Genomic DNA, 25,884 nt, shown 5'->3' on the forward strand with positions numbered 1-25,884 from the left:
GAATTGCCGTAAACGCCAAATTCGTGGCAGGTCGCGGCGATAGCTGTTCCTATGTCTGACCTGGATCGCGGCTATAGCCGCTCCCGCAGAAGCCAAGCCTCAGGCGGGCAGGACCAGGCTGACGCAGAGGCCACCGCCATCGCGGTTGAGCAGGGCGATGCGGCCGCCGTGGGCTTCGGCGATCTCGCGCGCCAGCGCCAGGCCCAGGCCGGTGCCGTGGCGCTTGGTGGAATAGAACGGCAGCACCGCGTTCGACAGCACCGAGTCGTTCATGCCGCTGCCGCGGTCCAGCACGTCGATGCGCCAGCCGTCGGGAAGGCGCCGCAGCGCCAGCCGCACCCCGCCCGGCGCCGAGCCGGACTCGTGCGCGTTCTTCAGCAGGTTGAGCAGGGCCTGCTCCAGCTGGACGACATCGGCGCGCGCGCTGCCTTCGACATGGCCTTCGATGCCGAACTCGACCTGGTTGCGCAGGCGCTCGAGGAACTGCTGCCACTCGATCGCTTCCAGCCGCGGCGACGGCAGCTTGGCAAAGCGCGCGTAGTCGCGGAGGAATCCTTCCAGATGCCGCGCGCGCTCTTCGATCGTCGCCAGCGCGCCGGGCAGGCGTTCGAGCTGTCCGCGCCGCAGCAGCTCCGCACCGGAGTGCGCGAGCGAGGCGATCGGCGCCAGCGAATTGTTGAGCTCGTGGCTGATCACCCGGATCACCTTTTTCCAGGTCTGCACTTCCTGCCGTCGCAGCTCGGCGGTGAGCTGGCGCAGCAGCACCAGCTCATGGCGGCGGCCGTTGAGGCGGAACAGCCGGCGTGACAGGTGGTAGATGTCTTCGTCGTCGTCGTGGCCGACGGTGAACATCCCATCTCCGCCGCGGGCGAAGGCGTCGCGCAGCGCCTCGGGCGCGCCGGCGAGCAGTTCGTCGAAGGCCACGCCCTCGAGCTTGCGGCCATCGCCGAGCAGCTTGCGCGCGGCCAGGTTGCCGAGCACCACGTGGCCGCCGGGATCCACCAGCAGCATCGCCACCGGCGTGTTCTGCACCATGGTGTCGAGCAGCAGCTCGCGCTGCACCAGGCGCAGGCGCTGGTCGCGCAGCGTGTCGCCAAGCGCGCGGTGGCTGGCGACCAGGGCGCCCAGCTCGCCGCCGCCGTCCCAGGTCACGCCGAAGCTGTAGTCGCCGTCGCGGTAGCTGGCCACGCTTCCTGCCAGCGCGCGGAACAGCGAGTGCGCCGGCCGCAGCAGCCGATGCACGTGGTAGAGCAGCAGCGGCAGCGGCAAGGCGACCGCCACCAACGCCGCCAGCCAGCGCGCCTGGATCCACTGCTCCAGCAGCAGCGTCAGCCCTGCCGCCAGCGCCATATAGGCGAGCGCCATGCCGGTGAACGCGACGCTCAGAGGCAGGCGCCGACCCTGCGCCATCAGTCGCGCCGGATGCCGAGGCGGTCGAGGCGGCGGTACAGCGCCTGTCGCGACAGGCCCAGTTCGATGGCCGCTTGCGACAGCACGCCGCCGCTGCGCGCCAGCGCGGCTTCGATCGTCGCGCGGTCGGGCTCTTCGCTGCCCGCTGATGCCGATGCCGATGCGGTCGTGGCGGCCGCCGAAGGCACGGGAAGGCCCAGCGCCGCCGCAGCCACAGAGTCGCCCGTCGACAGCAGCGCCGCGCGCTGCACCACGTTGCGCAGCTCGCGCACGTTGCCCGGCCACGAGTGACGGAGCAGGGCTCGCTCGGCGTCCGCGGCCAGGCGCTTGCCGGCGGGAAGGAAGTGCAGCGCCAGCGGCAGGATGTCGTCGGGGCGTTCGGCCAATGGCGGCAGTGCCAGCTCAATCGCGTTGAGGCGGTAGTACAGGTCTTCGCGAAAACGGCCATCGCGGATCATCGCCGGCAGGTCGGCGTTGGTGGCGCTGACCACGCGCACCTTGACCTGGCGCTCGCGGTTGCCGCCCAGGCGCGCGAAGCGGCCGGTCTCGAGCACGCGCAGCAGCTTCACCTGGCCCGCGGCCGGCAGGTTGCCGATTTCATCGAGGAACAGGGTGCCACCGTCGGCGGCCTCGAACTTGCCCTCGCGCGCCTTGCCGGCACCGGTGTACGCGCCGGCCTCGGCGCCGAAGAGTTCGGCTTCGATCAGCTCACCCGGCAGCGCGCCGCAGTTGAGCGCGATGAAGGGTCCATCCTTGACCAGCGAATTGGCGTGCACGATCTCGGCGATCTTTTCCTTGCCCGCGCCGTTGGGCCCGGTAACCAGCACTGGCAGTTCCGAGCGTGCCACCTGGCAGGCCAGCGACAGCAGCCGCTCGCTGGCGGGATCGGCATAGACCACGCCGCGCAGGTCGTTACCCTGCGACAGCGCCGTGCGGCGGCGGCGCTCGCCGCTGCGGTGGCGCGCGAGTTCGCGCCGCGCCTCCGAGAGCTCCAGCAGGTTGTTGACCGTGGCCAGCAGCTTGCGGTCGTCCCAGGGCTTGGCCAGGTAGTCGGCGGCGCCGGCCTTGACCAGGTCGACCGCGGACTCGAGGTGGGTCCATGCCGTCAGCAGGATCACCGGCAGGTCCGGCTCGCGCTCGCGGATGGCATGGAACAGCGCCAGGCCTTCCTCGCCCGAGGTGGTGTCGGTCTGGAAGTTCATGTCCTGGATCACCAGGTCGATGCCGCCCTCGCGCAGTCGGGCCAATCCCTCGTCCGGCGACTCCGCGTTGGCCGCGTCGATGTCGTGCAGCGAGAACAGCAGATCCAGCGCAGTGATGACTGCGGGGTTGTCGTCGATGATCAGGATGGTGGGCATCGGTTTGCGATCATACGCTGCGGGTCGCCACCGCCGGAGGCACCGCCGCGGCGCGGCGCGCGGGGCCGAGCACGGCGATCTGTCCCAGCAGCCACAGCACCACCGCGCCCACCGGCAGGTAGAACAGCGGCAGCCGTGGCAACTCGTAGCGACCCATCAGCACCTGGTTGATGCCGAACGCCAGCACCATGCCCACGGCGATGCCGATGGTGGCCAGGATAAAGTTCTCGGTCTGGAAGTAGCGCAGGATCTGGCCGCGGGTGGCACCCAGCGCGCGGCGGATGCCGATCTGCTTGCTGCGCTGCTGTACCCAGAAGCTGGCCAGGCCGACGATGCCGAGGGCGGTGACGATCAGCAAGGCGATGCAGACGATGCCGAGCAGGATGATCATCTCGCGGTCGCTGCGGAAGTAGCTGTCGCGGATCGCGCTGTAACTCTGCTGGTCAAGCACCAGGCGATTGGGGTCGACCTTCTCCAATGCAGCGACCGAAGCCGTCAGGATCTCGTCGCGCCGCGTGGGATCGGCGACGCGAACCATGTAGGAACCGCCGTTGTTGTAGTTGTTCCTGATCGGCAGGATCAACGAGTACGTCATGTCGCTGCCGCCGGCGAGGTTGGGGCGGGTCAGGGTCTCCGCCACTCCGATGATGGTCAGCGGTACCGGCCCGAGATAGACCGTCTTCCCCAGCGCGCCATCGCCAGGGAACAGCTTGTCCGCGATCTCCGCGCTGACGATGGCCGGGCTGGAGAGCGTGCTGAAGTCGGTCACCTGCTCGAGTTCGGTCGCGTCCATGAACTCGGCTGGCGTGAAGTCACGGCCGGCCGCGAGGCGGATGCCCATCGTCTCGACCATGCTGTCATGGCCCTGGTATGTGGCAGCGACCAGCGTCGCGCGGTCCTGCTCGGGCGTCAGCCTCAGCCCGGAATTGGACGCGCTGTTGGAGAACGGCAGCTGGTTGATCATGGTGACCCCCGCCACGCCGGGTACGGCGCGCAGCGCCGCCATGTCCTCGCGGGTGCGCGCGTCGGCGTTTTCGGTGGGCCCGATGCCACTCAGCCGGATCTGCAGCAGCTCCTGGTCGGCGATGCCGCTGGGACGCGACACGTTCTCGACGCGCTCGGCGATCAGGAACAGCGCATTGCAGACGATCGCGCAGCTCAGCGCGATCTCCAGCACGATGAGCGCCGCGGCGGTCTTGTGCCGCAGCAGGGTGGAGAGGATCGGTCGGATGTCCATGTTGTTTCCTTGTCTCTACTGCGATTTCAGCTGGATCGCCGGCGTCACCTGCATCGCCCGCCACGCCGGCAGCAGGCCGGCAAGCAGGCTGGCGACCAGGGCGAGCACGAAGGTGGCAAGCAGCATCGAACCGTCGAGGTGGGCGAGTGCGGCGTAGCCGGTGGGGCGCTGGCGTACGGCCCACAGACCCAGCAGGGCCAGGCCGAGGCCGAGTACGCCGCCGGCGAGGCCCACGGTGCCGGCCTCCACCAGGCACTGCGTGAAGATGTCCCGCCGTGATGCGCCAAGCGCGCGCCGCACACCGATCTCGCCACCACGTCGCAGGAACTTGGCCAGCAGCAGGCCCACGGTGTTGAGCAGGCACACCAGCAGGAAGCCGAGCGCCATCCACATCTGCAGGCGCACGTCGCCGGGCACCACCTGACGATGGTCCAGCCACTCCATCACGTTTCGCAGGCGCACGTTGGGCTCGCGCTGGAAGCGGCCGGCGGCTTTCTGCTGTGCGGAGTAGTTGTCCAGCCAGGCTTTGTAATCCTTCGCCTGCGCCGCGGATTCGAGCTCGACCCAGTACTGGATCCAGGCGCAGGGCGCGTTGACGTCGGTGCCATCGTTGGTTGGATTGTTGCCGAAGCAGTTGGTCGTGCCGCTGGTGCCGAGATCCAGGTCCATGGCGGTGGAGAAGGGCACGAAGACCTGTTCATCGCGCCCGTAGGCACCGGTGTTGAGGTCGTAGAACTTGGGGCTGGGCGACCAGTCGTCGAGCACGCCGACCACGCGGAGCGCGCTGCCGTTGATGCGCAGCTGGCGGCCGGTGCTGTCGACGCCGCCGAACAGCTTGTCGTTGAGCACCCGGGAGATCACCACCACGCGGGCGCGGGCCGAATCGTCGGTCCGGCTCCAGCCTTGGCCGTGGAGGAAGGGGGCCTCGAACATCGGGAAGAAGTCCGCTGAGGCATAGCGCGCCTGGTCGACGAAGGGCTTCAAGGTCGAAGACTCGGGCTCGATGATCGTGTCCCCGCCGACCATCATCGCCTGGCGCAGGCCGCGCTTCTGGCGCAGCAGCTCCTCGGCGTCGAAGCGCGTAAGCAGGTCCATCGGCTCGTCGCCGGGGACCTGCGTGGCGATGGGTTCGGGATCCAACTGCACCATGAACAGGCGATCGCTCTTGGCCGGGATCGGATCCCCCGAAAGCACCTTGAATACTGTCAGGGTGGTCATGCTGGTGCCGATGCCGAGTGCGATCGCCACCACCATCAGCGCGGTGAGCGCCTTGTTGCGGCGAAAGCTGCGCAGGGCGAGCTTGAAGTAGTAGGCGAGCATGGCTGGGTCCTCAGGCGCCGGGTGCGGCGTCGGTGGCGGCTTCGGATTCAATGCGTTCGGCGCGCGCGGCCCGCGTCAGGCCCGGCTCCACCGACAGGTCGGTCGCCATGCCGTCGACGATGTGCACGTTGCGGTGCGCGCGCGCGGCAAGCTCCGGGTCGTGGGTGACCATGATGATGGTCGTGCCCTGCTGGTTGATGTCCTCCAGCAGCTCCAGCACGCTGCGCGCCATCTGCGTGTCGAGGTTGCCGGTGGGTTCGTCGGCCAGCAGCAGGCGCGGGCTGCCGGCAAGCGCGCGCGCGATCGCCGCGCGCTGCTGCTGGCCGCCCGACAGCTCCGCCGGGAAGTGCTTCATGCGCGATCCCAGCCCGACCATGCCCAGCGCGTCCTCGATGCGCAGCTTGCGCTCGTTGGCCGGCATGCCGCGGTAGCGCAGCGGCACGTCGACGTTGTCGAACAGGTTCAGGTCCGGGATCAGGTTGAAGCCCTGGAAGATGAAGCCGATCTTCTGGTTGCGCAGCTTGCTGCGCTGGTTGTCGTTGAGGCCGCGCACGTCCTCGCCGTCGAGGTGGAACTCGCCGCCGGTGAAGGTCTCCAGCAGCCCGGCGATGTTGAGGAAGGTGGTCTTGCCCGAGCCCGAGGGCCCGGTGACGGCGACGAATTCGCCTTCCGCCACGCGCAGGTCGAGCGAGCGCAGCGCGTGCGTCTCGACCAGTTCGGTGCGATAGACCTTGGTGACCTGGCGCATGTCCAGCATGGCGGGAGTTCCCTGTTCGGAGCTGTGGTTGGCGTGCATCAGTTCACCCTGAACATGTCGGGCAGGCTGGATGCCGGCAGGAAGTGCTGCGGCGTCCGTGCGTGCTGGTGCTCGCCGTTGGCGGCCCGGGGCCGGGGCGCGTCGAGGCTGGTTTCAAAGCGGTAGATCTCGCTCAGCCGGCGCGGCACGGCGTCGGCCAGCTCGCTCGAACTCCAGTGCAGGTTGTGGGGGAAGCCGGTCATTGCGTTCATGGTCACTCTCCGGAAATGCGGACGCGGTCCGCCTGCTCGAACTGGTCACTGCCGGACACGACGATGCGCTCGCCGGGTTGCAGTCCTGAAAGGATTTCGACGGCCGACAGGCTGGACACGCCGGCCTGGATCGCACGCCGCTCGGCGCTGCCGCCCTGCACGACGTAGGCGAAGTTGCCGCCGTCCTGCTCGAGGAAGGGGCCGCGCTCGACCATCAGCACGTCCTCGCGCGTGTCCATCACGATCCGCGCCGACAGGCGCTGGTTCTGGCGCAGGCCGGGCGGCTGGTCGCCGTCTGCGAAGCGCAGGCGGGCATTGACCTCGCCGTTCACGACTTCGGGCGACACCGCGGAAATCTCCGCCGGCCACTGCTTGCCGACGCTGGTGACCTGGGCCGGCATGCCGATGCCGAGGTCGCGGGCGAAGCTCTCCGGCACCTTGATCTCGACCTCGAACTGCGACAGGTCGACCACGCCAAGAATCGGCGCGTTGGCCGCCACGTTCGTGCCCTGCGCGATCTGCACCTGGCCGACCTGGCCGTCGAAGGGCGCGCGCAGGGTCAGCGCATCCACCTGGCGACGCAGTTCGCCGACCACGGCCTCCTGGCGCTCGGCCAAAAGGCGCTTGTTGCCGGCGTCGATGCCCGCGCCCTGGCCCTGCAGCGAGAAGTCCTGGCGCGCCGCGGCGACGCCGATTTCGGCCTTCTTCAATCCGTCCAGCGCGCGGTCGTAGTCGTTGCGCGACACCGCGCCGCCCTCGAATGCGCGCTGGTAGCGCTCGACGTCGCGCTGCGCGGCGACCTGCTCGATCAGCGCCTGGTCAAGCAGCTTTTGCGCGTCCGACCGGGTGAGCCGCGCGTCAAGCACTGCGCGATTGGCTTCGCCCTGCAGGCTGGCCAAGGTGGATTCCTCCTGCACCAGCTTGCTGCGCAGCTCGGGGCTGTCGATCACTGCGAGTTCCTGGCCCTGTTCCACCGCGTCGCCGGCGACGACCTTGAGCGCCACGGTGCCGCCCGCGATCGCGTACAGCGTCGGGCTGTTGGCGGCGATCACGCGGCCGTCGGCGGACAGGTCGCGCACCAGGTCACCGCGGACCACCTCGGCGATGCGAATGCGCGACGCGTCGTGCGAGCGCCCGCCGCCGCTCCAGCCAACCGCGACCCAGATGGCCAGGCCAAGCAGCACCACGGCCGCCGCGCCCCCCGCCACCCACGGCTTGCGCAGGTTCCGGCGCGTGGATGACGCGGCCGCAGGAACATGGTCCTGGGCGGAGGTGTCGCGGATGCGGGAGCGGGAAGAGTCCATGGCGGGAGGGCGCTGTCAGAAGGATGGTCTGCCCTGTGTATCCGCAAGGGTCGTGCCAACTGCAAGTCATTGATTTTGTTTGATTGGTCCGCAGTGTCCGGGTGTCCGCGCGGACAGTCGCAGCGTCCGCGCGGACGGTCCCGCGGGCTTTCCCCGTTAAACTGGCAGGTCACCAACCCAGGGGTTCATCTGCTTATGTGCGGCATCGTCGGCGCGATTGCGGATCGCGATGTGGTTCCGGTCCTGATCGAAGGACTCAAGCGTCTCGAATACCGTGGCTACGACTCCGCCGGCATCGCCGTGGTCGATGGCGCCGACATCCGCCGCGTGCGCCGTACCGGTCGCGTGTCGGAGATGGAAGGTGCCGCCGGCAGCGAAGGCTTCTCGGCCACGCTCGGCATCGGCCATACCCGCTGGGCCACGCACGGCGGGGTGACGGAATCTAACGCGCACCCGCACGTCAGCCACGGTGTGGCCCTGGTGCACAACGGCATCATCGAGAACCACGAGCAGCAGCGCGAGCGCCTGCGCGGGCTGGGCTATGAATTCGAATCGCAAACCGATACCGAGGTCATCGCGCACCTGATCCACCATTACCTGCAGGACGGCGCCGACCTGCTTGGCGCGCTGCAGCGCACGGTCAAGGAGCTGCACGGTGCCTATGCGCTGGCCGTGGTCAGCCGCAAGGAGCCGGAGCGCATGGTGGTCGCGCGCATGGGCTGCCCGCTGCTCATCGGTCTGGGCGAGGGCGAGAACTTCGTCGCCTCCGACGTCTCCGCGATCCTGCAGGCCACGCGCAGGGTGATCTTCCTTGAAGAAGGCGACACCGCCGAGATCACGCGCGAAGGCGTGAACGTGTTCGGCGAGGACGACCAGCCGGTGCTGCGCGAAGAGCACCTGTCCGACGTCTCGCTGGCGTCGCTGGAGCTGGGTCCCTACCGCCACTTCATGCAGAAGGAGATCCACGAGCAGCCGCGCGCGCTGGGCGACACCATGGAGGCGATCATCGACGCCGGTGCGTTCGAGCCCACGCTGTTCGGCAAGGATGCCGAGGCCGTGCTGCGGGGGATCGAGGGCGTGCAGATCCTCGCCTGCGGTACCAGCTTCTATTCCGGCTCCGTGGCGCGCTACTGGATCGAGGCGATCAGCGGGCTGCCGTGCAGCGTCGAGATCGCCAGCGAGTACCGTTACCGCACCGCGGTGGCCAACCCGAAGCACCTGGTGGTCACCATTTCCCAGTCGGGCGAAACGCTCGACACGATGGAAGCGCTGAAGTACGCCAAGTCGCTCGGCCACGAACACACGCTGTCGATCTGCAACGTGCCTGAAAGTGCGATCCCGCGCGCCAGCAAGCTGGTGTTCTACACCCGTGCCGGCGCCGAGATCGGCGTCGCTTCGACCAAGGCTTTCACCACCCAGCTGGTCGGCCTGTTCGCGCTGGCGGCCACGCTTGCCAAGCTCAACGGCCGGCTGTCGGAAGAGAAGGAAGCGGAATACATCGAAGCGCTGCGCCATCTGCCGGGCAGCGTGCAGCACGCGCTGAACCTGGAGCCGCAGATCGCGCTGTGGTCGGAGAGCTTCACGCCCCGGCAGCACGCGCTGTTCCTCGGCCGCGGCGTGCACTACCCGATCGCGCTCGAGGGCGCGCTCAAGCTCAAGGAGATCTCGTACATCCATGCCGAGGCCTATCCCGCCGGCGAGCTCAAGCACGGCCCGCTGGCGCTGGTGGACGACGCCATGCCGGTGGTGGTGATCGCGCCCAACGACAGCCTGCTGGAGAAGGTGAAGTCGAACATGCAGGAAGTGCGCGCGCGCGGCGGCGAGCTGTTCGTGTTCACCGACGCCGACAGCAACTTCAGCGCGAGCGAGGGCGTGCACGTGATCCGTACCCCGCGCCACGTCGGCGTGCTGAGCCCGATCGTGCACACGATCCCGGTGCAGATGCTGGCCTACCACGTCGCGCTGGCGCGCGGCACCGACGTCGACAAGCCGCGGAACCTGGCGAAGAGCGTGACGGTGGAGTAACCGGCGCCCGTCCGGCTCCCGGTCCCGGTCCGGGGCAGCGGGCAGCGCCCGGCGGCAACGCGCTAAAATGGTCGTTTTTTGGCCACCAGCATGCTTGAACACCGCACCCGGGCGCCCGTCCCGGGCGCCGCGCTGCCCAGGCTGCTGGCCCGGCTGGCCGGCGTCGAACCTGGCCGGCAGGCGCGGTCCCCGGCGGACGTGCTGGGCGACTGGCTGGACTGGCAGCGCGCCGTGGCCCTGTCGCGGGCGCTCGACGACGCGCCCGCAGGCCGGGACGACGGCGAGGATTCCGGTGCCACCACCAGCCCCGTCGCGGCGGCCGATGGCCCGACGGATCGCGCCGGCGCCACGCCGGATGAGGACGCCGCCGCTGAATGCCTGCGCCTGCGCGGCGTGCTGCAAGAGGCCATCGACGCCGCCGCCCGCGACTGGACGCTGCCGCTGCATCCGCGTGCGGGTGAGGACGGCAGCGGTGCCGCCGCGGGTGCCGCCGCCGTGCAGCGCCACTGCCAGGGGCTGCAGCGCGACATGCAGTCGGCGAGCGGGCGCCTGCGCGGCGAGCTGCGCGAGCGCCTGGCGCGGCGCGCCGACGGCCAGGCGCGGCTGGCCGCGGTCGATGCGGTGATGGAAGGCCTGCTGGCGCCGCGGGAACACGCGCTGCTGGTCCCGGTCGTCCCCGCGCTGGTCGCGCGCTTCAAGCGCCTGCACGTGCTCCATGCCGACGCCGCGGCGCCGGCGAACCCGGATCCCGGCGCGTGGCGCGCCGGCTTCCGCGACGAGGCGCGGCAGGTGCTGTCGGCCGAGCTCGACCTCCGTTTCCACCCCATCGAAGCCCTGCTTTCCGCGCTTCGCAGCCCAGGCCCGGACGCATGAAAAGAACCCTCCTCGACAGCCTCGTTTTCGCCCTCGGCCTGCTGGTCGTGTGCTGGATCGGCGCGGGATACATCGGCAGCCACGCGCTGGCGCTGGCGGTCACCGCCCTGATCGGCGCGCTGTACCTCATCGGTGGCGTCGAGCTGTACCGCTACCGGCAGGCGACCGCTGGCCTGGTCGCCGCGCTGGACGCGCCGCCCGGGCCGGACGGCCTGGCCGCCTGGCTGGCGGGCCTCGATCCGACGCTGCGCGGCGCGGTGCGCCAGCGCATCGACAGCGGCCAGGCACCGCTGCCGGCGCCCGCGCTCACGCCCTACCTGGTCGGCCTGCTGGTGCTGCTGGGCATGCTCGGCACCCTGCTGGGCATGCTGGTCACCCTGCGCGGCACCGGCATCGCGCTGCAGTCGGCGAGCGACCTGCAGGCGGTGCGCGATTCGCTGGCGGCGCCGGTGGAGGGCCTGGGCGTGGCCTTCGGCACCTCGATCGCGGGCGTGGCCGCCTCGGCCATGCTCGGGCTGCTGGCTGCGCTGTGCCGCCGCGAGCGCGCGGAGACGGTGCGCCTGCTCGATGCCGCGAGCGTGGATGGCCTGCGCGTGCATACCCGCGCCCACCAGCGCGATGAATCGCTGCGCCTGATGCAGGCGCAGGCCGACGCGATGCCGGCCCTGGTCGAGCGCCTGGAGACCATGGCCGCGGCGATGGAGCGGCAGGCCCAGGCCGCGCACGACCGCCAGGCCTCGCAGCAGGACGCCTTCCATGCCGGCAGCACGGTGGCGTGGGAGCGGCTGGCCGGCACGCTGTCGGCGGCGCTGGAACGCGGCGCGGCCGACAGCGCGCGCGCGGCCGTCGAGGCCGTGCAGCCGGCCGTCGCTGCGGCCATGGACACGGTCACGCGCGAAGCCGCGCAGCTCAACGCGACGGTCGCCGCGTCGGTCGACCGCCAGCTGGCCGCGCTCGACGCCGGCTTCGAAAGCAGCTCGACCGCCGCCACGACGCTGTGGCGGCGTGCGCTGGCCGAGCAGGCCGGGTCGCAGCAGGTTCTGGCCGAAGCGCTGCGCACGGGCCTGGACGCGGCGGGCGAACGCCTCGTGGAGCGCACCGGCGGCATGGTCGAGGAGGTGGCGTCGCGCCTGGAGGCCACCACGGCCCAGCTCGCTACCGCCTGGGACGGGGCGCTCGCGCGCCAGCAGGCCCAGCACGATGCCCTGGCCGAGCGCCACGGGCAGGCGCTGGACGCGGCCGGCGCGGCCTTTGCCGGCCAATCGATGACCCTGCTCGAGCAGCTTGAAGGCACCCATGCGCGCCTGCAGTCCGCGCTCTCGGAACAGGACGGGCAGCGCCTGGCGGCCTGGCAGGACCAGCTCGCAACGATGGCCGCTTCGCTGCGCGAGGACTGGGCCTGCGCCGGTGAGGACGCCGCGCAGCGGCACGAGGCCGTGGCCTCGGCCCTGGCCGCTGCCGCCGCCGACATCGGCGCGCAGTCGCAGGCGCACGCCGCCGCGACCATCGCCGAGATATCGACCCTGGTGGAGGCCGCGTCGGAGGCGCCGCGAGCCGCCGCCGAGGTGGTCGCCGAGCTCCGTCAGAAGCTCTCCGACAGCATGGTGCGCGACACCGCGATGCTGGCCGAACGCACCCAGCTGATGGAGACCCTGTCGACCCTGCTGGACGCCGTGAACCACGCCTCCACCGAGCAGCGCGGTGCGATCGATGCCCTGGTGTCGACCACCTCCACGCTGCTGGAACAGGCCGGCGGCCGCTTCGGCGAACAGGTCGAGGCCGGCACCGGAGCGATCGACGCCGCGGTGGCGCGCCTGGACGCGGGTGCGACCAGCGTGGCCGGCCTGGGCGAGGCGCTGGCCGGCGCCGTGCAGCAGTTCGGTGAGCGCAGCGCGGAGCTGACCGGGCGCCTGGACGGCATCGCCGCCGCGCTCGACGCCTCGGGCACGCGCAGCGACGAACAGCTGGCCTACTACGTGGCCCAGGCGCGCGAGCTGGTTGACCTGAGCGTGCTCGCGCAGAAGCACATCATCGCCGAGCTCCGCCAGCTGCCCGGCGCCGCGGCATGAGCCTGGAGGTCGAGGGCGACGTCGATTCCACGGTCCCGGTGTGGGCCGCGTTCGGCGACCTGATGTCGGTGCTGCTGGGCGTGTTCGTGTTGATCCTGGTGGGCGTGATCGGCGTGCAGCTGCACCTCGAGGCCAGGCTGGCCGAAGAAGTCGCGCAGCGCGAGGTCGAACAGCAGCGCCGCGTGGCACTCGAGCAGGCGCTGGCCGCCCCGCTGGCCAGCGGCCGCATCACCCTGGTCGACGGCCGCATCGGCATCAGCGGCAGCGTACTGTTCGCACTCGGCTCCGACCGCCTGCAGCCCGAGGGCGAGGCGCTGCTGGACAGCCTGGCCGCGCCGCTGGCCGGCTTCCTGGCCGGCCGCGACGAGATCCTGATGGTCAGCGGCTTCACCGACGACCGCCTGGTGCGCGGCGACAGCCAGCGCTACGCCGACAACTGGGAGCTGTCCGCGCAGCGCGCGCTGACCGTGACCCGCGCGCTGGTGGCGCAGGGCGTGCCGGCGTCCTCGGTGTTCGCCGCGGCTTTCGGCGCCGAACAGCCGGTCGACAGCAACGCGCACGCCGAAGGCCGCGCGCGAAACCGCCGCGTCGAGATGGCCCCGGTGCCGCGGCAGGCGCATGGGCAGGAGCATGGGCAGAAGCCGGGCTCGCAGGTTGCGCATGGGCGGTAGCGACTTCCGGGACAGTGCGGCACAGGCGCCGCAGGACGCGGATGCCGCGCAGTTGCCGGAGTCGCGGACCGCGGCATCGGCAGCCGCGGAACCGATGGCGCAGCCGCTTGCAGGGCTGCTCGATGCCCTCGAACGCTGGCCCATCGAACGACAGGTGCTGGCCGACGGGATCGACCTGGGCTTGCCCGCACCCGCGCACTGGCCGGCACTTCCGGCGCTGGATGGCGTTCGCGAGCTGTGGGCAGGGCTGCGCAACCGCGAGCAGGTGCGGCGCGCACTGGCGCCGACGCCCGACGATGCGGGGCCGCTCAATTCGGGCGCGCTGGCGGGACGGATGCTGCGCCTGATGCAGGCGCAGTCGCCGGATTACCTGCGGCGGTTCACCGCCTACATCGACATGCTGGCGGACCTGCAGGAGCTGCAGGCCCGCGTCGTGTCGGCCGGCGGGGACGCCGGCCGCGGCGTGGATGGGTCGCCGGTCCGGACGCGCGCGAAGGCGCGCCGGGGCCGGGGAGCGGCACGCCCCCCGGCGGACGCCGGCTAGGAGCGGGTCGCGGGGCCGTTCGACTCCGCTGCGTTGCCGTCCGCGTCAGCGGCGGGGGCGCCGTCGGCGCCGGTATCGGTGTCGCTGTCGGCATCCACGTCCGGCGCCACCGCCGGGCCACCCACGCGCGACACGCGCCAGATGATGTTGGCCAGGTCGTCGGCGATGACCACCGCGCCGCGCGGGTCGACGGTCACGCCCACCGGGCGGCCGCGGGTGGTGCCGTCGTCGTCGCGGAAGCCGGTGGCGAAGTCGATCGGATCACCCGCCGGGCTGCCGTTGCGGAACGGCACGAACACCACCTTGTAGCCGGAGGGATCCGGACGGTTCCAGCTGCCGTGCATGCCGACGAAGGCGCCGTCGGCGAACTCCGGGCCCATCACCGGGCTGGAGAAGTCGACGCCAAGCGACGCCACGTGCGCGCCCAGGCTGTAGTCCGGCGTGATCGAGGCGGCGACCTTGTCCGGGTTTTCCGGCTTGACGCGGGTGTCGACATGGTTGCCCCAGTACGCCCAGGGCCAGCCGTAGAAGCCGCCGTCGCGCACGGAGGTGAGGTAGTCGGGCACGAGGTCGGGTCCAATCTCGTCGCGCTCGTTGACCACGGCCCAGAGCTGGCCGCTGCCGGGCTGGATCGCCAGCGCGGTGGGATTGCGCAGGCCGGTCGCGTACGGGCGGTGCATGCCGGTGGCGACGTCGATCTCCCAGACCCGCGCGCGGTCCTGCTCGGCGAGCATGCCGCGCTCGGTGATGTTGCTGTTGGAGCCGATGCCGACGTACAGGAAGCGGCCGTCGCTGCTGGCCGCCATCGCCTTGGTCCAGTGGTGGTTGATCTCCGAAGGCAACAGCGTCAGCACCTCAGGCCCGGTGGCGCTGGCCTGGGTCATGCCGGACTGGTAGTCGAAGCGCACCACCGCGTCCTGGTTGGCGACGAACAGGTCGTCGCCGACCAGGGCCATGCCGTAGGGCGCGTTGAGGCCGTCGGCAAAGACGGTCTGCAGCTCGTAGTTGCCGTCGCCGTCGGCGTCGCGCAGCAGGGTCAGGCGGTTGCCGCTCTTCACCCCGGTGGTGCCGGCGGCCTTGATCGGGCCGGCGATGATGTCCTTGGGCTTGAGCTTGGGCGCGTTGCCGCCGCGGCCTTCGGCGACCAGGATGTCGCCGTTGGGCAGAACCAGGGTCTGGCGCGGGATGCCCAGGCCGGTGGCGATGGCGCGGACCTCGAAGCCCTCGGGCACGACCGGAAGGCGGTCGCCCCACTCGGACGGATCGGCGATCACCATCTGCGGCAGCAGGCCGCGCTTCGGCTCGGGCAGGTTGACCTCGGAGCCGTACTGCATCGGGCCCGGGTCGGGGTTGCAGGCGGCGAGGACCACCGCGGACGTGGCAAGGGCAAGCAGGCTCAGGCGGTTCATTCCACACCTCCGATGCGCGGGGCACGGACCGCGAAGCAGGTCGCCACGATGGCGAGGATGACGGTGGCCACCGACAGCACCAGGCCGCCGGGCATGCTGGCCCAGGCGTCGCGTGCGTGCATCAGCGCGTTGAAGAAGCCGACGACCCAGGTCGCCAGCAGCAGGACGAAGTGCAGCAGCGAGCCCGGCGTGCGGCGCGAGGGCAGCAGGCCGACGAGCGCGGACACCAGCGCCACGCCCGCGACCACCAGGCCGCCGGTGATCAGCCAGGACGCGAAATTGTTCCACTGGATCTCGAACGTCCGCGCATAGGCGATGTCGCCGAGCAGGGCAGCGAGGAGCAGGGTGGTCGCACCGCCAAGCAGCAGTGCGTGGACGGGATGAAAAGCCGGTACGGGCCGGCGTTCGATAGTCGAAGCCATGGGGGTCCTTCGGAGAGCGGGCGCCGGTGCGGCGTCGGGAGGATTGCGGCATCCCACGCGCGGCGTGGGGCCCATTCATCCTAAGCCAGGGCTCCCTCACGATGGGGGCTTGCCCCGGGACGCTGCGTTCCCGATGCGACGGTCGCTGCCGCCGTCAGTCGCGTGGCAGCGCCCCGGGCAGCGGGTCGCCCGGCGACCAGCCCAGGGCCTGCAGCCGGTCCAGCAGCGCGACCACGCGCGCGCGCGCGCCGGCTCCGTGGACCGGCAGCACGAGGCTGTCGCCCGCGCGCGCGCCGGCCAGGACCAGGCGCGCGGCCTCGGCTTCGTCCAGGCATTCGACGATGGCCCCGGCCGCCACGCCGCCGCGCAGCAGCGCCTCGCGCAGCAGCCGCGCCACCGCGCCGCTCTCGCGGCCGCGCATGTAGGCGCTGTCCATGTCCTTGAGCACGACGTGGTCGGGCCGGAACGAGGCGGCGGTGGCGGCAAGCTCGGCGATGGCCTCGTCGCTGCGGTTGCCGGCCTGGCCCAGCAGCAGGTGCAGCCGGCCGCCGGCGTGGTGCGCCTGGCGCACCAGCCCGAGCAGGTGCTGCAGGCCGTCGGGGTTGTGCGCGTAGTCGACGTAGGCCTGCACGCCGCCGCCCAGGATCCAGCGCTGCAGGCGGCCGGGATTGTCGCCGTGGGCGCGGCCGAAGCGCGCGAGCACGGCGCGGATGGTGTCCGGCGCGATGCCGAGGCCGGCGGCGGCCAGCGCGGCGGCGGCGCAGTTCTGGACGTTGTGCGCGGCCAGGCCGCCAAGCGTCAGGGGCATGTCGGCGACCGCGCCCAGGTCATGGGCCGCGGCTCCGTCGAACAGCTGCAGCCGGCCGTCGCGCACTCCGCAGCTGCGGCGGCCATCGGCGCGTGCCTCCGCCAGCAGTGGATGGTCGTCGCTGGTGGAGAACCAGGCCGGTGCCGCGTCGAGCCCGGCGGCATGCCGGCGCAGCGGGTCGTTGTCGGCGTTGAGCACAAGGGTGCCTGCGCCGTCGATGGCGCGGGCCACGGTCAGCTTGACCTCGGCCAGGCCGTCGAGGTCGTGGATGCCGTACTCGCCGAAGTGGTCGGGGCTGACGTTGGTGACCACGGCCACGTCGGCGTGCGCAACGCCCAGCCCGCGGCGCAGCAGGCCGCCGCGCGCGGTCTCCAGGATCGCGGCCTGCGCCTGGCGGTTGCGCAGCAGCGCGCGCGCGCCGCCCGGGCCGGAGTAGTCGCCGTCCTCGATCAGCGCGCCGTCGAGGTAGATGCCGTCGGTGCAGCTGTTGGCGGTGTGCCAGCCGTTCGCGATGGCCATCGCGGTGAGCAGGCGCACGGTGGTGGTCTTGCCGTTGGAGCCGGTGACCAGGGCGACGGGGATCGCATGCAGCTCCTGCCAGGGCACCTCGTGGGGAAGCGGCAGCGCCGGGTTGTCCCAGGTGCGGCTGCCGGTGCCCAGGCCGATCGAGAGCTGTTCGTCGTCGAGCAGCAGCGGCAACCCGTAGGCAAGGGCACTTTCGCGAAGCGCCTGCAGGCGGGGAAGGTGTTCGGCGTCGGCGGCGGCGCGCAGGATGCGGAGCGCGGCGTCGTCATCGTCGATCGGGGCGTGGGCGGGCTGCAGGGCGGCGTCGCCGGTGTCGATGCCGGCCTCGGCAAGCACCGACAGCCAGGCCCATTCGTTGACCTCGGTGGCGGCGTACAGCCGGTCGGCCGGCGCCGCGAAGGCGAGGCTGGCGCCGGTGGCGTGTTCGCGCACCCGGACCGGGCCATCGGGCCAGCCCAGGGCAGCGCGCGCACGCGCGATCCGCTGCCTCCAGCCGTCGACCAGGGCGCGTGGAACCGGCGCGCCGACCCCGGTTTCCAGCACCGCGCCGGCATCGGCGAAGTACAGGTTCGGACCGGTCAGGCGGCGTGAGTCGTCGAAGGGCAGCGGCGCGGGTGCGGTCATCGGGCGTGCGGTCAGTCGCTGTCTTCGTCGGGTGCGAATACCAGGCCGCGCTCCTCGCGCACCAGGCCTTCCAGGTCGAAGACCGGCTCGTCGCTGGCGGCCGACAGCGGCGGCGGGGTGGCCTTCGCCGGGCCGCTCGCGGCGCCTTCGGGCCTGAACTTGGTGATCTGCTTCCAGGAGCGGGCCAGCGCGTCGGCGAGCACCAGCAGCAGGTCGCCCGGCTGGCCCATGCGCAGCGCGGCGTCGATCGCCTCCTGTTCGTCGGGGATGACCGAGATCGCCGCCGGGTCCACCCCGGCGTCGCGCAGGGCGCTGGCGATGATGTTCGGCACCGCGTCGCCGTCGCGGCCGCGCAGGGCGTCGTCGCGGCGGCAGATGTAGTGGTCGAAGCGCCCGGCCACCGCCTGCGCGATCGCCACCAGGTCCTCGTCGCGACGGTCGCCCGGCCCGGCGACGACCACGATCCGGCGTCCGTCCACGTCCAGGCGCTGCGCCAGGTCGGCCATCACCCCGACCGCGTGCGCGTTGTGGGCGTAGTCGAACAGCACCTTGAACGGGTGCTCGTTGAACACGTTCATCCGGCCCGGCGCCTGGAAGAAGGTCGTGTCGAAGGTGCGCAGGCCATGGCGGATGTCGTCGAGCTTGAGCCCCAGCGCGAAGGCCATCGACGCGGCAAACATCGCGTTCTGCACGTTGTGCAGGGCGCGGCCCTCGAGCGTTGCCGGGATCAGGTGGGTCCACAGCAGCGGGATCTGGCTGCCCTTGTCGTAGAGCGTGATCATGTGGCCGTTGACGCCTTCCTCCAGCGCGCAGGCACGGCCGCCGGCGCGCACGTGCTCGCGGACCAGGCCGTGGCCGGTGTTCATGGTCACGTAGCAGATGGTGCGGGCCTTGGTGTAGCCGGACATGCGCAGCACGTTGGGATCGTCGGCGTTGAGCACCGCGCACTCCTCGGCCACTTCCACCACGATGCGCTTGATCTCGGCGAGCTGCTCGAGCGTGTCGATGCCCTTGAGCCCGAGATGGTCGGACTGGACGTTGATCACCGCGCCCACGTCGACCTTGGTCACGCCCATGCCGGCGCGCAGCAGGCCGCCGCGCGCGGTTTCCAGCACCGCCAGGTCGACCGTCGGGTCGCGCAGCACCATGCGCGCGGACACCGGCCCGGTCATGTCGCCCTCGACCGTGCGCTGGCCGTCGATGTAGACGCCGTCGGTGGTGGTCAGGCCCGGCGTGTGCCCGGACATCTTGGCGATGTGCGCCAGCATGCGCGCGGTGGTGGTCTTGCCGTTGGTGCCGGTGACCGCGGCGATCGGCACGCGCGCCGGCGAGCCGGGCGGGAACAGCATGTCGATCACGGGGCCGGCGGCGTCGCGGGACGTGCCTTCGCTGGGCGCCACGTGCATGCGGAAGCCGGGCGCGGCGTTGACCTCGCAGATCGCGCCGCCGATGCGCTTGTAGCTTTCGGTGATGTCGGGGCTGATGAAGTCCACGCCGCCCACGTCCAGGCCGATCGCGCGCACGGCGCGGATCGCCATCTCGCGATTGTCGGGGTGGATGACGTCGGTGACGTCGGTGGCGGTGCCGCCGGTGGAAAGGTTGGCGGTGGAGCGCAGCGGCACCACTTCATCGGCGGCCGGCACGGAATCGGCGGCATGGCCGGCGCGCTCGAGCATGAGCTCCGCCTGCGCGTCCAGCTCGAGGCGGGTCAGCACCTTTTCGTGGCCGACGCCGCGGCGCGGATCCTGGTTCACCTGTTCGATCAGTTCAGCGATGGTGCTGCGGCCGTCGCCGACCACGTGGCCGGGCGTGCGCCGGGTGGCGGCGACGAGCTCGCCGTTGACCACCAGCAGGCGGTGGTCGTCGCCCGGCTGGAAGGTCTCCACGATCACCGAGCGCGAGTGCGCCTGCGCGGCCACGAAGGCCTCGCGGATCTCGTCGTCGCCGGTGATGTCGATGGTGATGCCGCGGCCGTGGTTGCCGTTCCAGGGCTTGAGCACCACCGGGCCGCCCAGCCGGCGCGCCGCCTTGAGCGCATCGGTCTGGCTTGCGGCCATCAGCTGGCGTGGCACCGGCAGGCCGAGCGCGGCCAGCATCTTGTTGGTCTCTTCCTTGTCGCTGGCGAGCTCCACCGCGATGTAGGACGTGCGCCCGGTGACCGTGGCCTGGATGCGCTGCTGGTAGCGGCCGTGGCCGAACTGCACCAGCGACTGCGCGTTGAGCCGCAGCCAGGGGATGTTGCGCTCCTCGGCCGCGCGCACCAGCGATGCGGTGGACGGGCCGAGCGCGCGCCGCTGCGCATAGCGGATGAACTCGTCGCGGGCGACATCCCATTCCCAGTCTTCGGGCACGCTGCCGGCGGGGCGGAGGTCGGCGGGCAGCAGCGAGCTGATCAGCTGCAGTGCCAGGTCGCCGGCGGCGATGCCTTCCTCGCGCTGGGCGTACTCGTAGACCACCGTGTAGACGCCCGGGCGGTCGTCGACGCTGCGGGTCTTGCCGAAGGTGACGTCCTCGCCGGCGATGTTCTGCAGCTCGATCGCCACGTGTTCAAGCACGTGCCCGAGCCAGGTGCCCTCGTCCTCGCGCATGCGGCGCAGGAAGCCGCCGGGCGTGCGGTAGGAGCAGCCGTGTTCGGCCAGGCCGGGCAGGGCCGCCACCAGGCCATCGATGAAACCCGGCCCCAGGCGGGCGGTCGGCCACTGCTCCAGCGCGCCCAGGTCCAGCAGCAGGCGGATCACCGGGAAGTGCGCGTGGAGCGAGGGGCCCACGTAGACGGAGCGTTCGAGGATGCGCATGGGTGAGTCCCTTCGGTCAGGTCTTGCGGGTGGCCAGGCGTCCGGCCGAGGCCCGCCGCGTGTGCAGGTTGAAGGTGGCGCCGGCGACCAGGATGTGCACTCCCAGGCCCAGCATGCACACCGGGTCGTCCTCGTCGGCATGCGCCATCGAGGAGAACTGCAGGTCGTGGGCATCGACCACGGTGACCGCGCCGCTGCCTTCCACTTCCAGTACGTCTTCGGGGGAGATGAAGGCCGCGGTGTCCTCGTCCAGGCCGATGCCGATCGCGAACGGGTTGTAGGCCAGCGCGGCGGTGAGCCGGCCGAGGCGGTCGCGCTGGCGGAAATGCTGGTCGATCACGAAGCGGTTGGTCAGGCCGAGCCCGGGCGCGAGCCGCACGCTGCTGGCGCGCGGCGAAGAACCCTCGCTGCCGAAGGCGATCATGTGCTCGCTGAGGAAGCCGGCGCCGGCGCTGGTGCCGGCCACGGGAACGCCCTGCGCGTTGCGCAGGCGGATCGTGCGTGCCACGTCGGTGCCGCCGAGGATGGTCGACAGCCGCAGTTGGTTGCCGCCGGTGAAGAAGATGCCGCTGGCCTGCTCCAGCCGCGCCAGCCGGCTGGGCTCCTGGCAGTCGCGGCGGGTGTCGAAGTCGACGACCTCGACGCTGGCCGCGCCCATGCCGTCGAACAGTTCCTCATAGCGCACGCCGGTTTCCCTCAACCGGCTGGCGGTCGGGATCACCGCGATGTCCGCCTCGTTGCCGCCGCTGACTTCGACGAAGCGCTTCAGGATGCGGGGGTTGGTTTCCTTGTCCTCTGCGCCGCCGATCGGGATGATCCAGCCGCGTTGTTCCCCGTTGGCGGGTTTGCTCGGCATCAATTGGCTCCTGGTTTACGGTGATCTGTGGGTCGACCCTCGAACGTACCATGCCGCAGCACCGCGCCGTTCCGCAGGTGTGGGCGGCCGCCGGCGAACACGTCGGTGACCGTGGCGGCCTCGTCGATCACCACGAAGTCCGCGTCGGCACCCACCACGATCCGGCCTTTCCCAGGCAGCCGCAGCAGGTCGGCGACGTTGCTGGTGAAGGCCGGCAGCACGTCGGCCAGCGCGACGCCGCGCGCCAGCAGCTCGCGCAGGGTTTCGACCAGGGCGCCGGAATGGCCGACGTCCATGCTGGCGACCCGCCCCTGGGCATCGAAGCAGGGCAGGCAGCCACCGGCGTCGGAGCTGACGGTGACGCGCTCGCGCGGGGCGCCGCTGTCGAGGTAGCGCACCAGGGCGTCGGCCGCGCTCCACGCGTCCTCGTCCTCATCCACCGGGAATGCGGTGATGTCGATGGTGCAGCCGCGCCGCGCCAGTTCGATGGCCTCGTCGAACAGCGCCCTGCGGCGGTTGACGTGGGTCGGGTTGAACACCCGCGGCGGCAGCTCGCTCTGGTCGAGCGCGCGGCGCACCAGGTCCAGCCCGCGCGCGCCGTCGCCCAGGTGCAGGTGGACGATGCCGGCCTTGCCGGTCATCAGCCCGGCCACGTGCGCTTCCGATGCGATGCGCAGCAGTTCGTCCAGCGTCGGCTGGCTGGAGCGGTGGTCGCTGATCGCCAGTTCGCCCACGCCGACCAGGCAGTCGATGAAAGCGAGGTCGCCGCGCACGCTGCCGGTGATCGTGGCCGGTGGCAGGTGGTAGCCGCCGGCCAGTCCCCAGGCCGAAAGGCCTTCCTCGCGCAGCGCGTTGACGTGGGCCACCAGCTCGCGGGTGCCGCGGGCGACGTCGTCGGTGCCCAACAGGCCGAGCACGCTGGTCACGCCGCCGCGGGTGTAGCGCGACAGCATCGGCGCCGGCACGCGGCTGGCGAAGCCGGCCTCGCCGCCGCCGCCGGTGACGTGCACGTGGCCGTCGATGAAGCCCGGGAGCAGCCGGCGGCCGCCAAGGTCGACGATGGACGCACCGAAGGCTCCGGGCAGGTCGGGGGCATCGGCACCCATCCACAGCAGCTTGCCGCCGCCAAGCAGCAGGTCGCGGCGGCCGAGGGCTTCGGGTGCGTAGACGTCCGCGTTGCGGACCAGTGTCATCTTCATCAGGGCAGGTTGGAATGCGCCGCGCAGGGCGTCAAGCAGGATGCGACGCCGTGGACGGCGTGCCATGGCCCGGGCGCCGGCGGGGGAGTAGCGTCGGGCCATCACCGCAGCGGAGACCGCCATGTCCACGCACGCCAGCAACGTCCGACCCGCCCCCGACCAGGCCATGGTCGACATCGCCGACTACGTCACCGGCTTCGCGATCGAATCCCCGCTGGCCTGGACGACCGCGCGCCACTGCCTGCTCGACACCCTGGGCTGCGGCCTGGAGGCGCTGGAGTATCCGGCCTGCACCCGGCTGCTCGGGCCGATCGTCCCGGGCACGGTGGTGCCCAATGGCGCGCGGGTCCCGGGCACGGGCTTCCAGCTCGATCCGGCGCAGGCAGCCTTCAACATCGGCGCGATGGTGCGCTGGCTGGACTTCAACGACACCTGGCTGGCGGCGGAGTGGGGGCATCCCTCGGACAACCTCGGCGGCATCCTGGCCGTGGCCGATTGGCTGGGCCGCACGGCGGCCGCCGAGGGCAGGCCGCCGCTGCTGATGCGCGACGTGCTGCGCGCCATGGTCAAGGCGCACGAGGTCCAGGGCTGCCTTGCGCTTGAGAACAGCTTCAACGCCGTCGGCCTGGACCACGTGGTGCTGGTGAAGGTGGCCTCGACCGCGGTGGTGGCCGGGCTGTTGGGCCTGTCGCGCGAAGCGATCGTCAACGCCGTGTCCCAGGCCTGGGTGGACGGGCAGAGCCTGCGCACCTACCGCCACGCGCCCAACACCGGCAGCCGCAAGTCATGGGCCGCGGGCGACGCCACCAGCCGCGCCGTGCGCCTGGCGCTGATCGCGGCCACGGGGGAAATGGGCTGCCCCGGTGCGCTGACCGCTCCCGGCTGGGGCTTCTACGACGTGTCGTTCAAGGGCGGGCCCTTCCGCTTCCAGCGTCCCTACGGCAGCTACGTGATGGAGAACGTGCTGTTCAAGATCAGCTTCCCGGCCGAATTCCACGGCCAGACCGCGGTCGAGGCGGCGCTGCTGCTGCACGCGCGCCTCGCGCACGCCGGGCGCAGCGTGGAGGACATCGCCACGATCGGCATCCGCACCCAGGCGGCCTGCATCCGGATCATCGACAAGCAGGGCCCGCTGGACAATCCGGCCGACCGCGACCACTGCATCCAGTACATGGTCGCGGTGGCCCTCGTTTTCGGGCGCCTGACCGCGGCCGACTACGAGGACGAGGTGGCCGCCGATCCGCGTATCGACCGGCTGCGCGCCAGGATCGCCTGCGTGGAGGACCCGCAGTTCACCGCCGACTACCACGACCCCGCGAAGCGCAGCATCGCCAACGCGCTCACGGTGGCCTTCGAAGACGGCACGGTGCTTGACGAAGTCGCGGTGGAATATCCGGTCGGGCACCGGCGCCGTCGCGACGAAGGCATCCCGCTGCTGGAGGCCAAGTTCCGCCGCAACCTGGCGCGGCGGTTCCCGGCCGCTCGACAGGAGGCGATCCTGGCCGCAAGCCTGGACCAGGCAACGCTTGAGGCCATGCCGGTACCCGAGTACGTGGATCTATACGCGGGCTGAGGCCTACAACGTGTCCGCAGGCGCCGCCCCGGCGACTTCGGCGGCCGCCTCCGGGCGGGCAAGATCCGCGGCGTCCAGCGGGTCTGCCGTGGCCGCGGGCGGCGGCGTCGCGGCGCCACCGTTCCGTGCCACGCGCCAGATGGTGTTCGACAGGTCGTCGGCCACGATCAGGGCGCCGCGTGGATCCACGGTCACGCCCACCGGGCGGCCGCGGGTGGTGCCGTCGTCGTCGCGGAAACCGGTGACGAAGTCGATGGGATCGCCCGCCGGGCCGCCGTTGCGGAAGGGCACGAACACGACCTTGTAGCCCACCGGGTCGGCCCGGTTCCAGCTGCCGTGCTCGCCCACGAACGCGCCGTCGGCGAATTCCGCGCCCATGGCCGGCATCGAGAAATCGACGCCAAGCGCGGCGACGTGCGAGCCGAGGGAATAGTCGGGAACGATGGCCGAGGCCACCTTCTCCGGATCCTGCGGCCGCACGCGCTCATCGACGTTGCCGCCCCAGTAGCTGTAGGGCCAGCCGTAGAAGCCGCCGTCGCGCACGGAGGTGAGGTAGTCGGGCACGAGGTCGGGTCCGATCTCGTCGCGCTCGTTGACCACGGCCCAGAGCTGGCCGCTGCCGGGCTGGATCGCCAGCGCGGTGGGATTGCGCAGGCCGGTCGCGTACGGGCGGTGCATGCCGGTGGCGACGTCGATCTCCCAGACCCGTGCGCGGTCCTGCTCGGCGAGCATGCCGCGCTCGGTGATGTTGCTGTTGGAGCCGATGCCGACGTACAGGAAGCGGCCGTCGCTGCTGGCCGCCATCGCCTTGGTCCAGTGGTGGTTGATCTCCGAAGGCAACAGCGTCAGCACCTCAGGCTCGGCGGCGCTGGCCTGGGTCTGGCCGGACTGGTAGTCGAAGCGCACCACCGCGTCCTGGTTGGCGACGAACAGGTCGTCGCCGACCAGGGCCATGCCATAGGGCGCGTTGAGGCCGTCGGCGAAGACGGTCTGCAGCTCGTAGTTGCCGTCGCCGTCGGCGTCGCGCAGCAGGGTCAGGCGGTTGCCGCTCTTCACCCCGGTGGTGCCGGCGGCCTTGATCGGGCCGGCGATGATGTCCTTGGGCTTGAGCTTGGGCGCGTTGCCGCCGCGGCCTTCGGCGACCAGGATGTCGCCGTTGGGCAGCACCAGGGTCTGGCGCGGGATGCCCAGGCCGGTGGCGATGGCGCGGACCGTGTAACCCTCGGGCACCACCGGCAGGCGGTCGCCCCAGCCCGCGGGCTCGGCGATGACCATGTCCGGCATCAGTCCGCGATGGGGCTTGGGCAACTCGGGATTGGCGCCGTACTGCAGTGGCGCGGACTCCTTGCCGCAGGCGGCGAGGGCGAGGCTGAGGATGGCGAGTGCGGGCAGGGCGTAGCGTTTCATTTCGCTTCTCCGGTGCGCGGGTTGCTGAAGCCCAGCCAGGTCGCGACCACGGCAAGCACCACGACGATCACCGACAGCACCAGGCCGCCGGGCATGCTGGCCCAGGCGTCGCGTGCGTGCATCAGCGCGTTGAAGAAGCCAACGACCCAGGTCGCGAGCAGCAGCACGAAATGCAGGACGGATGCACGCGTGCGCCTGGACGGTGCAAGACCGAAGAGCGCGCACACCAGGGCGAACGCCAGTACCACCAGGCCGCCGGCGCCAAGCCAGGACGCGAAGTTGTTCCACTGGATCTCGTAGGTGCGGGCGTAGGCGAGGTCGCTCAGCAAGGTGCCAAGGAACAGCGTCAGCGCGCCGCCCAGCAGGGCGGCGTGCGCCGGGTGGTAAGCGGGCGCGAATCTGCGTGGAACGGTGGCGACCATGGGCGTGCCTCCTGCTTGGACGCGG

At 71.2% G+C, this 25,884-nt stretch carries 21 protein-coding genes; 6 read left to right on the top strand and 15 right to left on the bottom strand.

Going from position 1 to position 25,884, the window contains the following annotated elements:
* Positions 1–99 precede the first annotated feature (99 nt).
* From ACW7G5_RS00550 to ACW7G5_RS00580, 7 genes are read right to left on the bottom strand one after another with little or no spacing between them, the layout of a single operon-like run.
* On the bottom strand, positions 100–1,410 hold the full coding sequence (locus ACW7G5_RS00550) for a sensor histidine kinase (RefSeq protein ID WP_457000901.1): 1,311 nt from the start codon (positions 1,408–1,410) through the stop codon (positions 100–102).
* Positions 1,410–2,768, bottom strand: a complete 1,359-nt coding sequence (locus tag ACW7G5_RS00555; RefSeq protein ID WP_457000903.1) for a sigma-54-dependent transcriptional regulator — start codon at positions 2,766–2,768, stop codon at positions 1,410–1,412. The genes ACW7G5_RS00550 and ACW7G5_RS00555 overlap by 1 nt, the downstream gene beginning before the upstream one ends.
* A gap of 10 nt (positions 2,769–2,778) precedes the next feature.
* Positions 2,779–4,005: an ABC transporter permease gene (locus tag ACW7G5_RS00560; protein ID WP_457000905.1), complete on the bottom strand. Its 1,227-nt coding sequence runs from the start codon at positions 4,003–4,005 to the stop codon at positions 2,779–2,781.
* Between the two features lie 15 nt (positions 4,006–4,020).
* Positions 4,021–5,325, bottom strand: a complete 1,305-nt coding sequence (locus ACW7G5_RS00565) for an ABC transporter permease (protein ID WP_457000907.1) — start codon at positions 5,323–5,325, stop codon at positions 4,021–4,023.
* Positions 5,326–5,335: 10 nt separating this feature from the next.
* Positions 5,336–6,082, bottom strand: a complete 747-nt coding sequence (locus ACW7G5_RS00570) for an ABC transporter ATP-binding protein (RefSeq protein WP_457002790.1) — start codon at positions 6,080–6,082, stop codon at positions 5,336–5,338.
* Between the two features lie 38 nt (positions 6,083–6,120).
* Positions 6,121–6,333 (bottom strand): hypothetical protein, encoded by a 213-nt coding sequence (locus ACW7G5_RS00575; protein ID WP_457000909.1) that lies wholly within the window; start codon positions 6,331–6,333, stop codon positions 6,121–6,123.
* Positions 6,334–6,335: 2 nt separating this feature from the next.
* Positions 6,336–7,637 carry an efflux RND transporter periplasmic adaptor subunit gene (locus ACW7G5_RS00580; RefSeq protein ID WP_457000911.1) on the bottom strand — a complete coding sequence of 434 codons (1,302 nt, stop codon included), beginning with the start codon at positions 7,635–7,637 and terminating at the stop codon, positions 6,336–6,338.
* A 195-nt stretch (positions 7,638–7,832) separates the two neighbouring features.
* Between ACW7G5_RS00580 and glmS the strand changes: the two genes are divergently transcribed.
* The 5 genes from glmS to ACW7G5_RS00605 all read left to right on the top strand — a co-directional run bounded on the left by glmS (position 7,833) and on the right by ACW7G5_RS00605 (position 13,819).
* Entirely contained in the window at positions 7,833–9,662 is a 1,830-nt protein-coding gene (glmS, locus tag ACW7G5_RS00585; protein WP_457000912.1) for a glutamine--fructose-6-phosphate transaminase (isomerizing), read from the top strand.
* 90 nt (positions 9,663–9,752) lie between these two features.
* The gene (locus ACW7G5_RS00590) at positions 9,753–10,535 is read left to right on the top strand and encodes a DUF3348 family protein (protein WP_457000914.1); all 783 of its coding nucleotides are present in this window, start codon (positions 9,753–9,755) and stop codon (positions 10,533–10,535) included.
* The gene (locus tag ACW7G5_RS00595) at positions 10,532–12,604 is read left to right on the top strand and encodes a DUF802 domain-containing protein (protein WP_457000916.1); all 2,073 of its coding nucleotides are present in this window, start codon (positions 10,532–10,534) and stop codon (positions 12,602–12,604) included. The genes ACW7G5_RS00590 and ACW7G5_RS00595 overlap by 4 nt, the downstream gene beginning before the upstream one ends.
* The gene (locus ACW7G5_RS00600) at positions 12,601–13,275 is read left to right on the top strand and encodes an OmpA family protein (protein ID WP_457000917.1); all 675 of its coding nucleotides are present in this window, start codon (positions 12,601–12,603) and stop codon (positions 13,273–13,275) included. The genes ACW7G5_RS00595 and ACW7G5_RS00600 overlap by 4 nt, the downstream gene beginning before the upstream one ends.
* Positions 13,265–13,819, top strand: coding sequence for a DUF2894 domain-containing protein (locus ACW7G5_RS00605; protein ID WP_457000918.1), 555 nt, complete (start codon positions 13,265–13,267; stop codon positions 13,817–13,819). The genes ACW7G5_RS00600 and ACW7G5_RS00605 overlap by 11 nt, the downstream gene beginning before the upstream one ends.
* Here ACW7G5_RS00605 and ACW7G5_RS00610 read toward each other — a convergent pair.
* From ACW7G5_RS00610 to iadA, 6 genes are all read right to left on the bottom strand, one after another.
* Positions 13,816–15,228 carry a PQQ-dependent sugar dehydrogenase gene (locus ACW7G5_RS00610; protein ID WP_457000920.1) on the bottom strand — a complete coding sequence of 471 codons (1,413 nt, stop codon included), beginning with the start codon at positions 15,226–15,228 and terminating at the stop codon, positions 13,816–13,818. The genes ACW7G5_RS00605 and ACW7G5_RS00610 overlap by 4 nt on opposite strands.
* On the bottom strand, positions 15,225–15,650 hold the full coding sequence (locus ACW7G5_RS00615) for a DUF2231 domain-containing protein (protein WP_457000922.1): 426 nt from the start codon (positions 15,648–15,650) through the stop codon (positions 15,225–15,227). The genes ACW7G5_RS00610 and ACW7G5_RS00615 overlap by 4 nt, the downstream gene beginning before the upstream one ends.
* A gap of 154 nt (positions 15,651–15,804) precedes the next feature.
* On the bottom strand, positions 15,805–17,607 hold the full coding sequence (locus tag ACW7G5_RS00620) for a Mur ligase family protein (protein WP_457000923.1): 1,803 nt from the start codon (positions 17,605–17,607) through the stop codon (positions 15,805–15,807).
* Positions 17,608–17,618: 11 nt separating this feature from the next.
* Positions 17,619–20,402 carry a cyanophycin synthetase gene (gene cphA / locus ACW7G5_RS00625; RefSeq protein WP_457000925.1) on the bottom strand — a complete coding sequence of 928 codons (2,784 nt, stop codon included), beginning with the start codon at positions 20,400–20,402 and terminating at the stop codon, positions 17,619–17,621.
* A gap of 16 nt (positions 20,403–20,418) precedes the next feature.
* A complete protein-coding gene (locus tag ACW7G5_RS00630) occupies positions 20,419–21,258 on the bottom strand; it encodes a cyanophycinase (protein WP_457000926.1) in 840 nt (279 codons plus the stop codon).
* A complete protein-coding gene (iadA, locus tag ACW7G5_RS00635) occupies positions 21,258–22,523 on the bottom strand; it encodes a beta-aspartyl-peptidase (RefSeq protein WP_457000927.1) in 1,266 nt (421 codons plus the stop codon). The genes ACW7G5_RS00630 and iadA overlap by 1 nt, the downstream gene beginning before the upstream one ends.
* Positions 22,524–22,578: 55 nt before the next feature.
* Between iadA and ACW7G5_RS00640 the strand changes: the two genes are divergently transcribed.
* Entirely contained in the window at positions 22,579–24,030 is a 1,452-nt protein-coding gene (locus ACW7G5_RS00640; RefSeq protein WP_457000928.1) for a bifunctional 2-methylcitrate dehydratase/aconitate hydratase, read from the top strand.
* A gap of 3 nt (positions 24,031–24,033) precedes the next feature.
* Here the strand turns inward: ACW7G5_RS00640 and ACW7G5_RS00645 are convergent, their stop codons facing one another.
* Together ACW7G5_RS00645 and ACW7G5_RS00650 are read right to left on the bottom strand one after the other, a co-directional pair.
* On the bottom strand, positions 24,034–25,437 hold the full coding sequence (locus ACW7G5_RS00645; RefSeq protein WP_457000930.1) for a PQQ-dependent sugar dehydrogenase: 1,404 nt from the start codon (positions 25,435–25,437) through the stop codon (positions 24,034–24,036).
* Positions 25,434–25,859 (bottom strand): DUF2231 domain-containing protein, encoded by a 426-nt coding sequence (locus ACW7G5_RS00650; RefSeq protein ID WP_457000931.1) that lies wholly within the window; start codon positions 25,857–25,859, stop codon positions 25,434–25,436. Before ACW7G5_RS00650 ends, ACW7G5_RS00645 begins: the two co-directional genes overlap by 4 nt.
* Between the last annotated feature and the right edge of the window lie 25 nt (positions 25,860–25,884).

It is taken from the genome of Luteimonas sp. A501, from assembly GCF_054052085.1.

Excerpts from the sequence above, each read along its gene's own strand:
- ACW7G5_RS00605 (WP_457000918.1), top strand. The coding sequence starts at position 13,265 with ATGGGCGGTAGCGACTTCCGGGACAGTGCGGCACAGGCGCCGCAGGAC.
- ACW7G5_RS00570 (WP_457002790.1), bottom strand. The coding sequence starts at position 6,082 with ATGCTGGACATGCGCCAGGTCACCAAGGTCTATCGCACCGAACTGGTC.
- ACW7G5_RS00555 (WP_457000903.1), bottom strand. The coding sequence starts at position 2,768 with ATGCCCACCATCCTGATCATCGACGACAACCCCGCAGTCATCACTGCG.
- ACW7G5_RS00640 (WP_457000928.1), top strand. The coding sequence starts at position 22,579 with ATGTCCACGCACGCCAGCAACGTCCGACCCGCCCCCGACCAGGCCATG.
- ACW7G5_RS00615 (WP_457000922.1), bottom strand. The coding sequence starts at position 15,650 with ATGGCTTCGACTATCGAACGCCGGCCCGTACCGGCTTTTCATCCCGTC.
- iadA (WP_457000927.1), bottom strand. The coding sequence starts at position 22,523 with ATGGCACGCCGTCCACGGCGTCGCATCCTGCTTGACGCCCTGCGCGGC.
- ACW7G5_RS00550 (WP_457000901.1), bottom strand. The coding sequence starts at position 1,410 with ATGGCGCAGGGTCGGCGCCTGCCTCTGAGCGTCGCGTTCACCGGCATG.
- cphA (WP_457000925.1), bottom strand. The coding sequence starts at position 20,402 with ATGCGCATCCTCGAACGCTCCGTCTACGTGGGCCCCTCGCTCCACGCG.
- ACW7G5_RS00590 (WP_457000914.1), top strand. The coding sequence starts at position 9,753 with ATGCTTGAACACCGCACCCGGGCGCCCGTCCCGGGCGCCGCGCTGCCC.
- ACW7G5_RS00645 (WP_457000930.1), bottom strand. The coding sequence starts at position 25,437 with ATGAAACGCTACGCCCTGCCCGCACTCGCCATCCTCAGCCTCGCCCTC.
- ACW7G5_RS00630 (WP_457000926.1), bottom strand. The coding sequence starts at position 21,258 with ATGCCGAGCAAACCCGCCAACGGGGAACAACGCGGCTGGATCATCCCG.
- ACW7G5_RS00575 (WP_457000909.1), bottom strand. The coding sequence starts at position 6,333 with ATGAACGCAATGACCGGCTTCCCCCACAACCTGCACTGGAGTTCGAGC.
- ACW7G5_RS00600 (WP_457000917.1), top strand. The coding sequence starts at position 12,601 with ATGAGCCTGGAGGTCGAGGGCGACGTCGATTCCACGGTCCCGGTGTGG.
- ACW7G5_RS00565 (WP_457000907.1), bottom strand. The coding sequence starts at position 5,325 with ATGCTCGCCTACTACTTCAAGCTCGCCCTGCGCAGCTTTCGCCGCAAC.
- ACW7G5_RS00580 (WP_457000911.1), bottom strand. The coding sequence starts at position 7,637 with ATGGACTCTTCCCGCTCCCGCATCCGCGACACCTCCGCCCAGGACCAT.
- ACW7G5_RS00560 (WP_457000905.1), bottom strand. The coding sequence starts at position 4,005 with ATGGACATCCGACCGATCCTCTCCACCCTGCTGCGGCACAAGACCGCC.
- ACW7G5_RS00650 (WP_457000931.1), bottom strand. The coding sequence starts at position 25,859 with ATGGTCGCCACCGTTCCACGCAGATTCGCGCCCGCTTACCACCCGGCG.
- ACW7G5_RS00620 (WP_457000923.1), bottom strand. The coding sequence starts at position 17,607 with ATGACCGCACCCGCGCCGCTGCCCTTCGACGACTCACGCCGCCTGACC.
- ACW7G5_RS00595 (WP_457000916.1), top strand. The coding sequence starts at position 10,532 with ATGAAAAGAACCCTCCTCGACAGCCTCGTTTTCGCCCTCGGCCTGCTG.
- ACW7G5_RS00610 (WP_457000920.1), bottom strand. The coding sequence starts at position 15,228 with ATGAACCGCCTGAGCCTGCTTGCCCTTGCCACGTCCGCGGTGGTCCTC.
- glmS (WP_457000912.1), top strand. The coding sequence starts at position 7,833 with ATGTGCGGCATCGTCGGCGCGATTGCGGATCGCGATGTGGTTCCGGTC.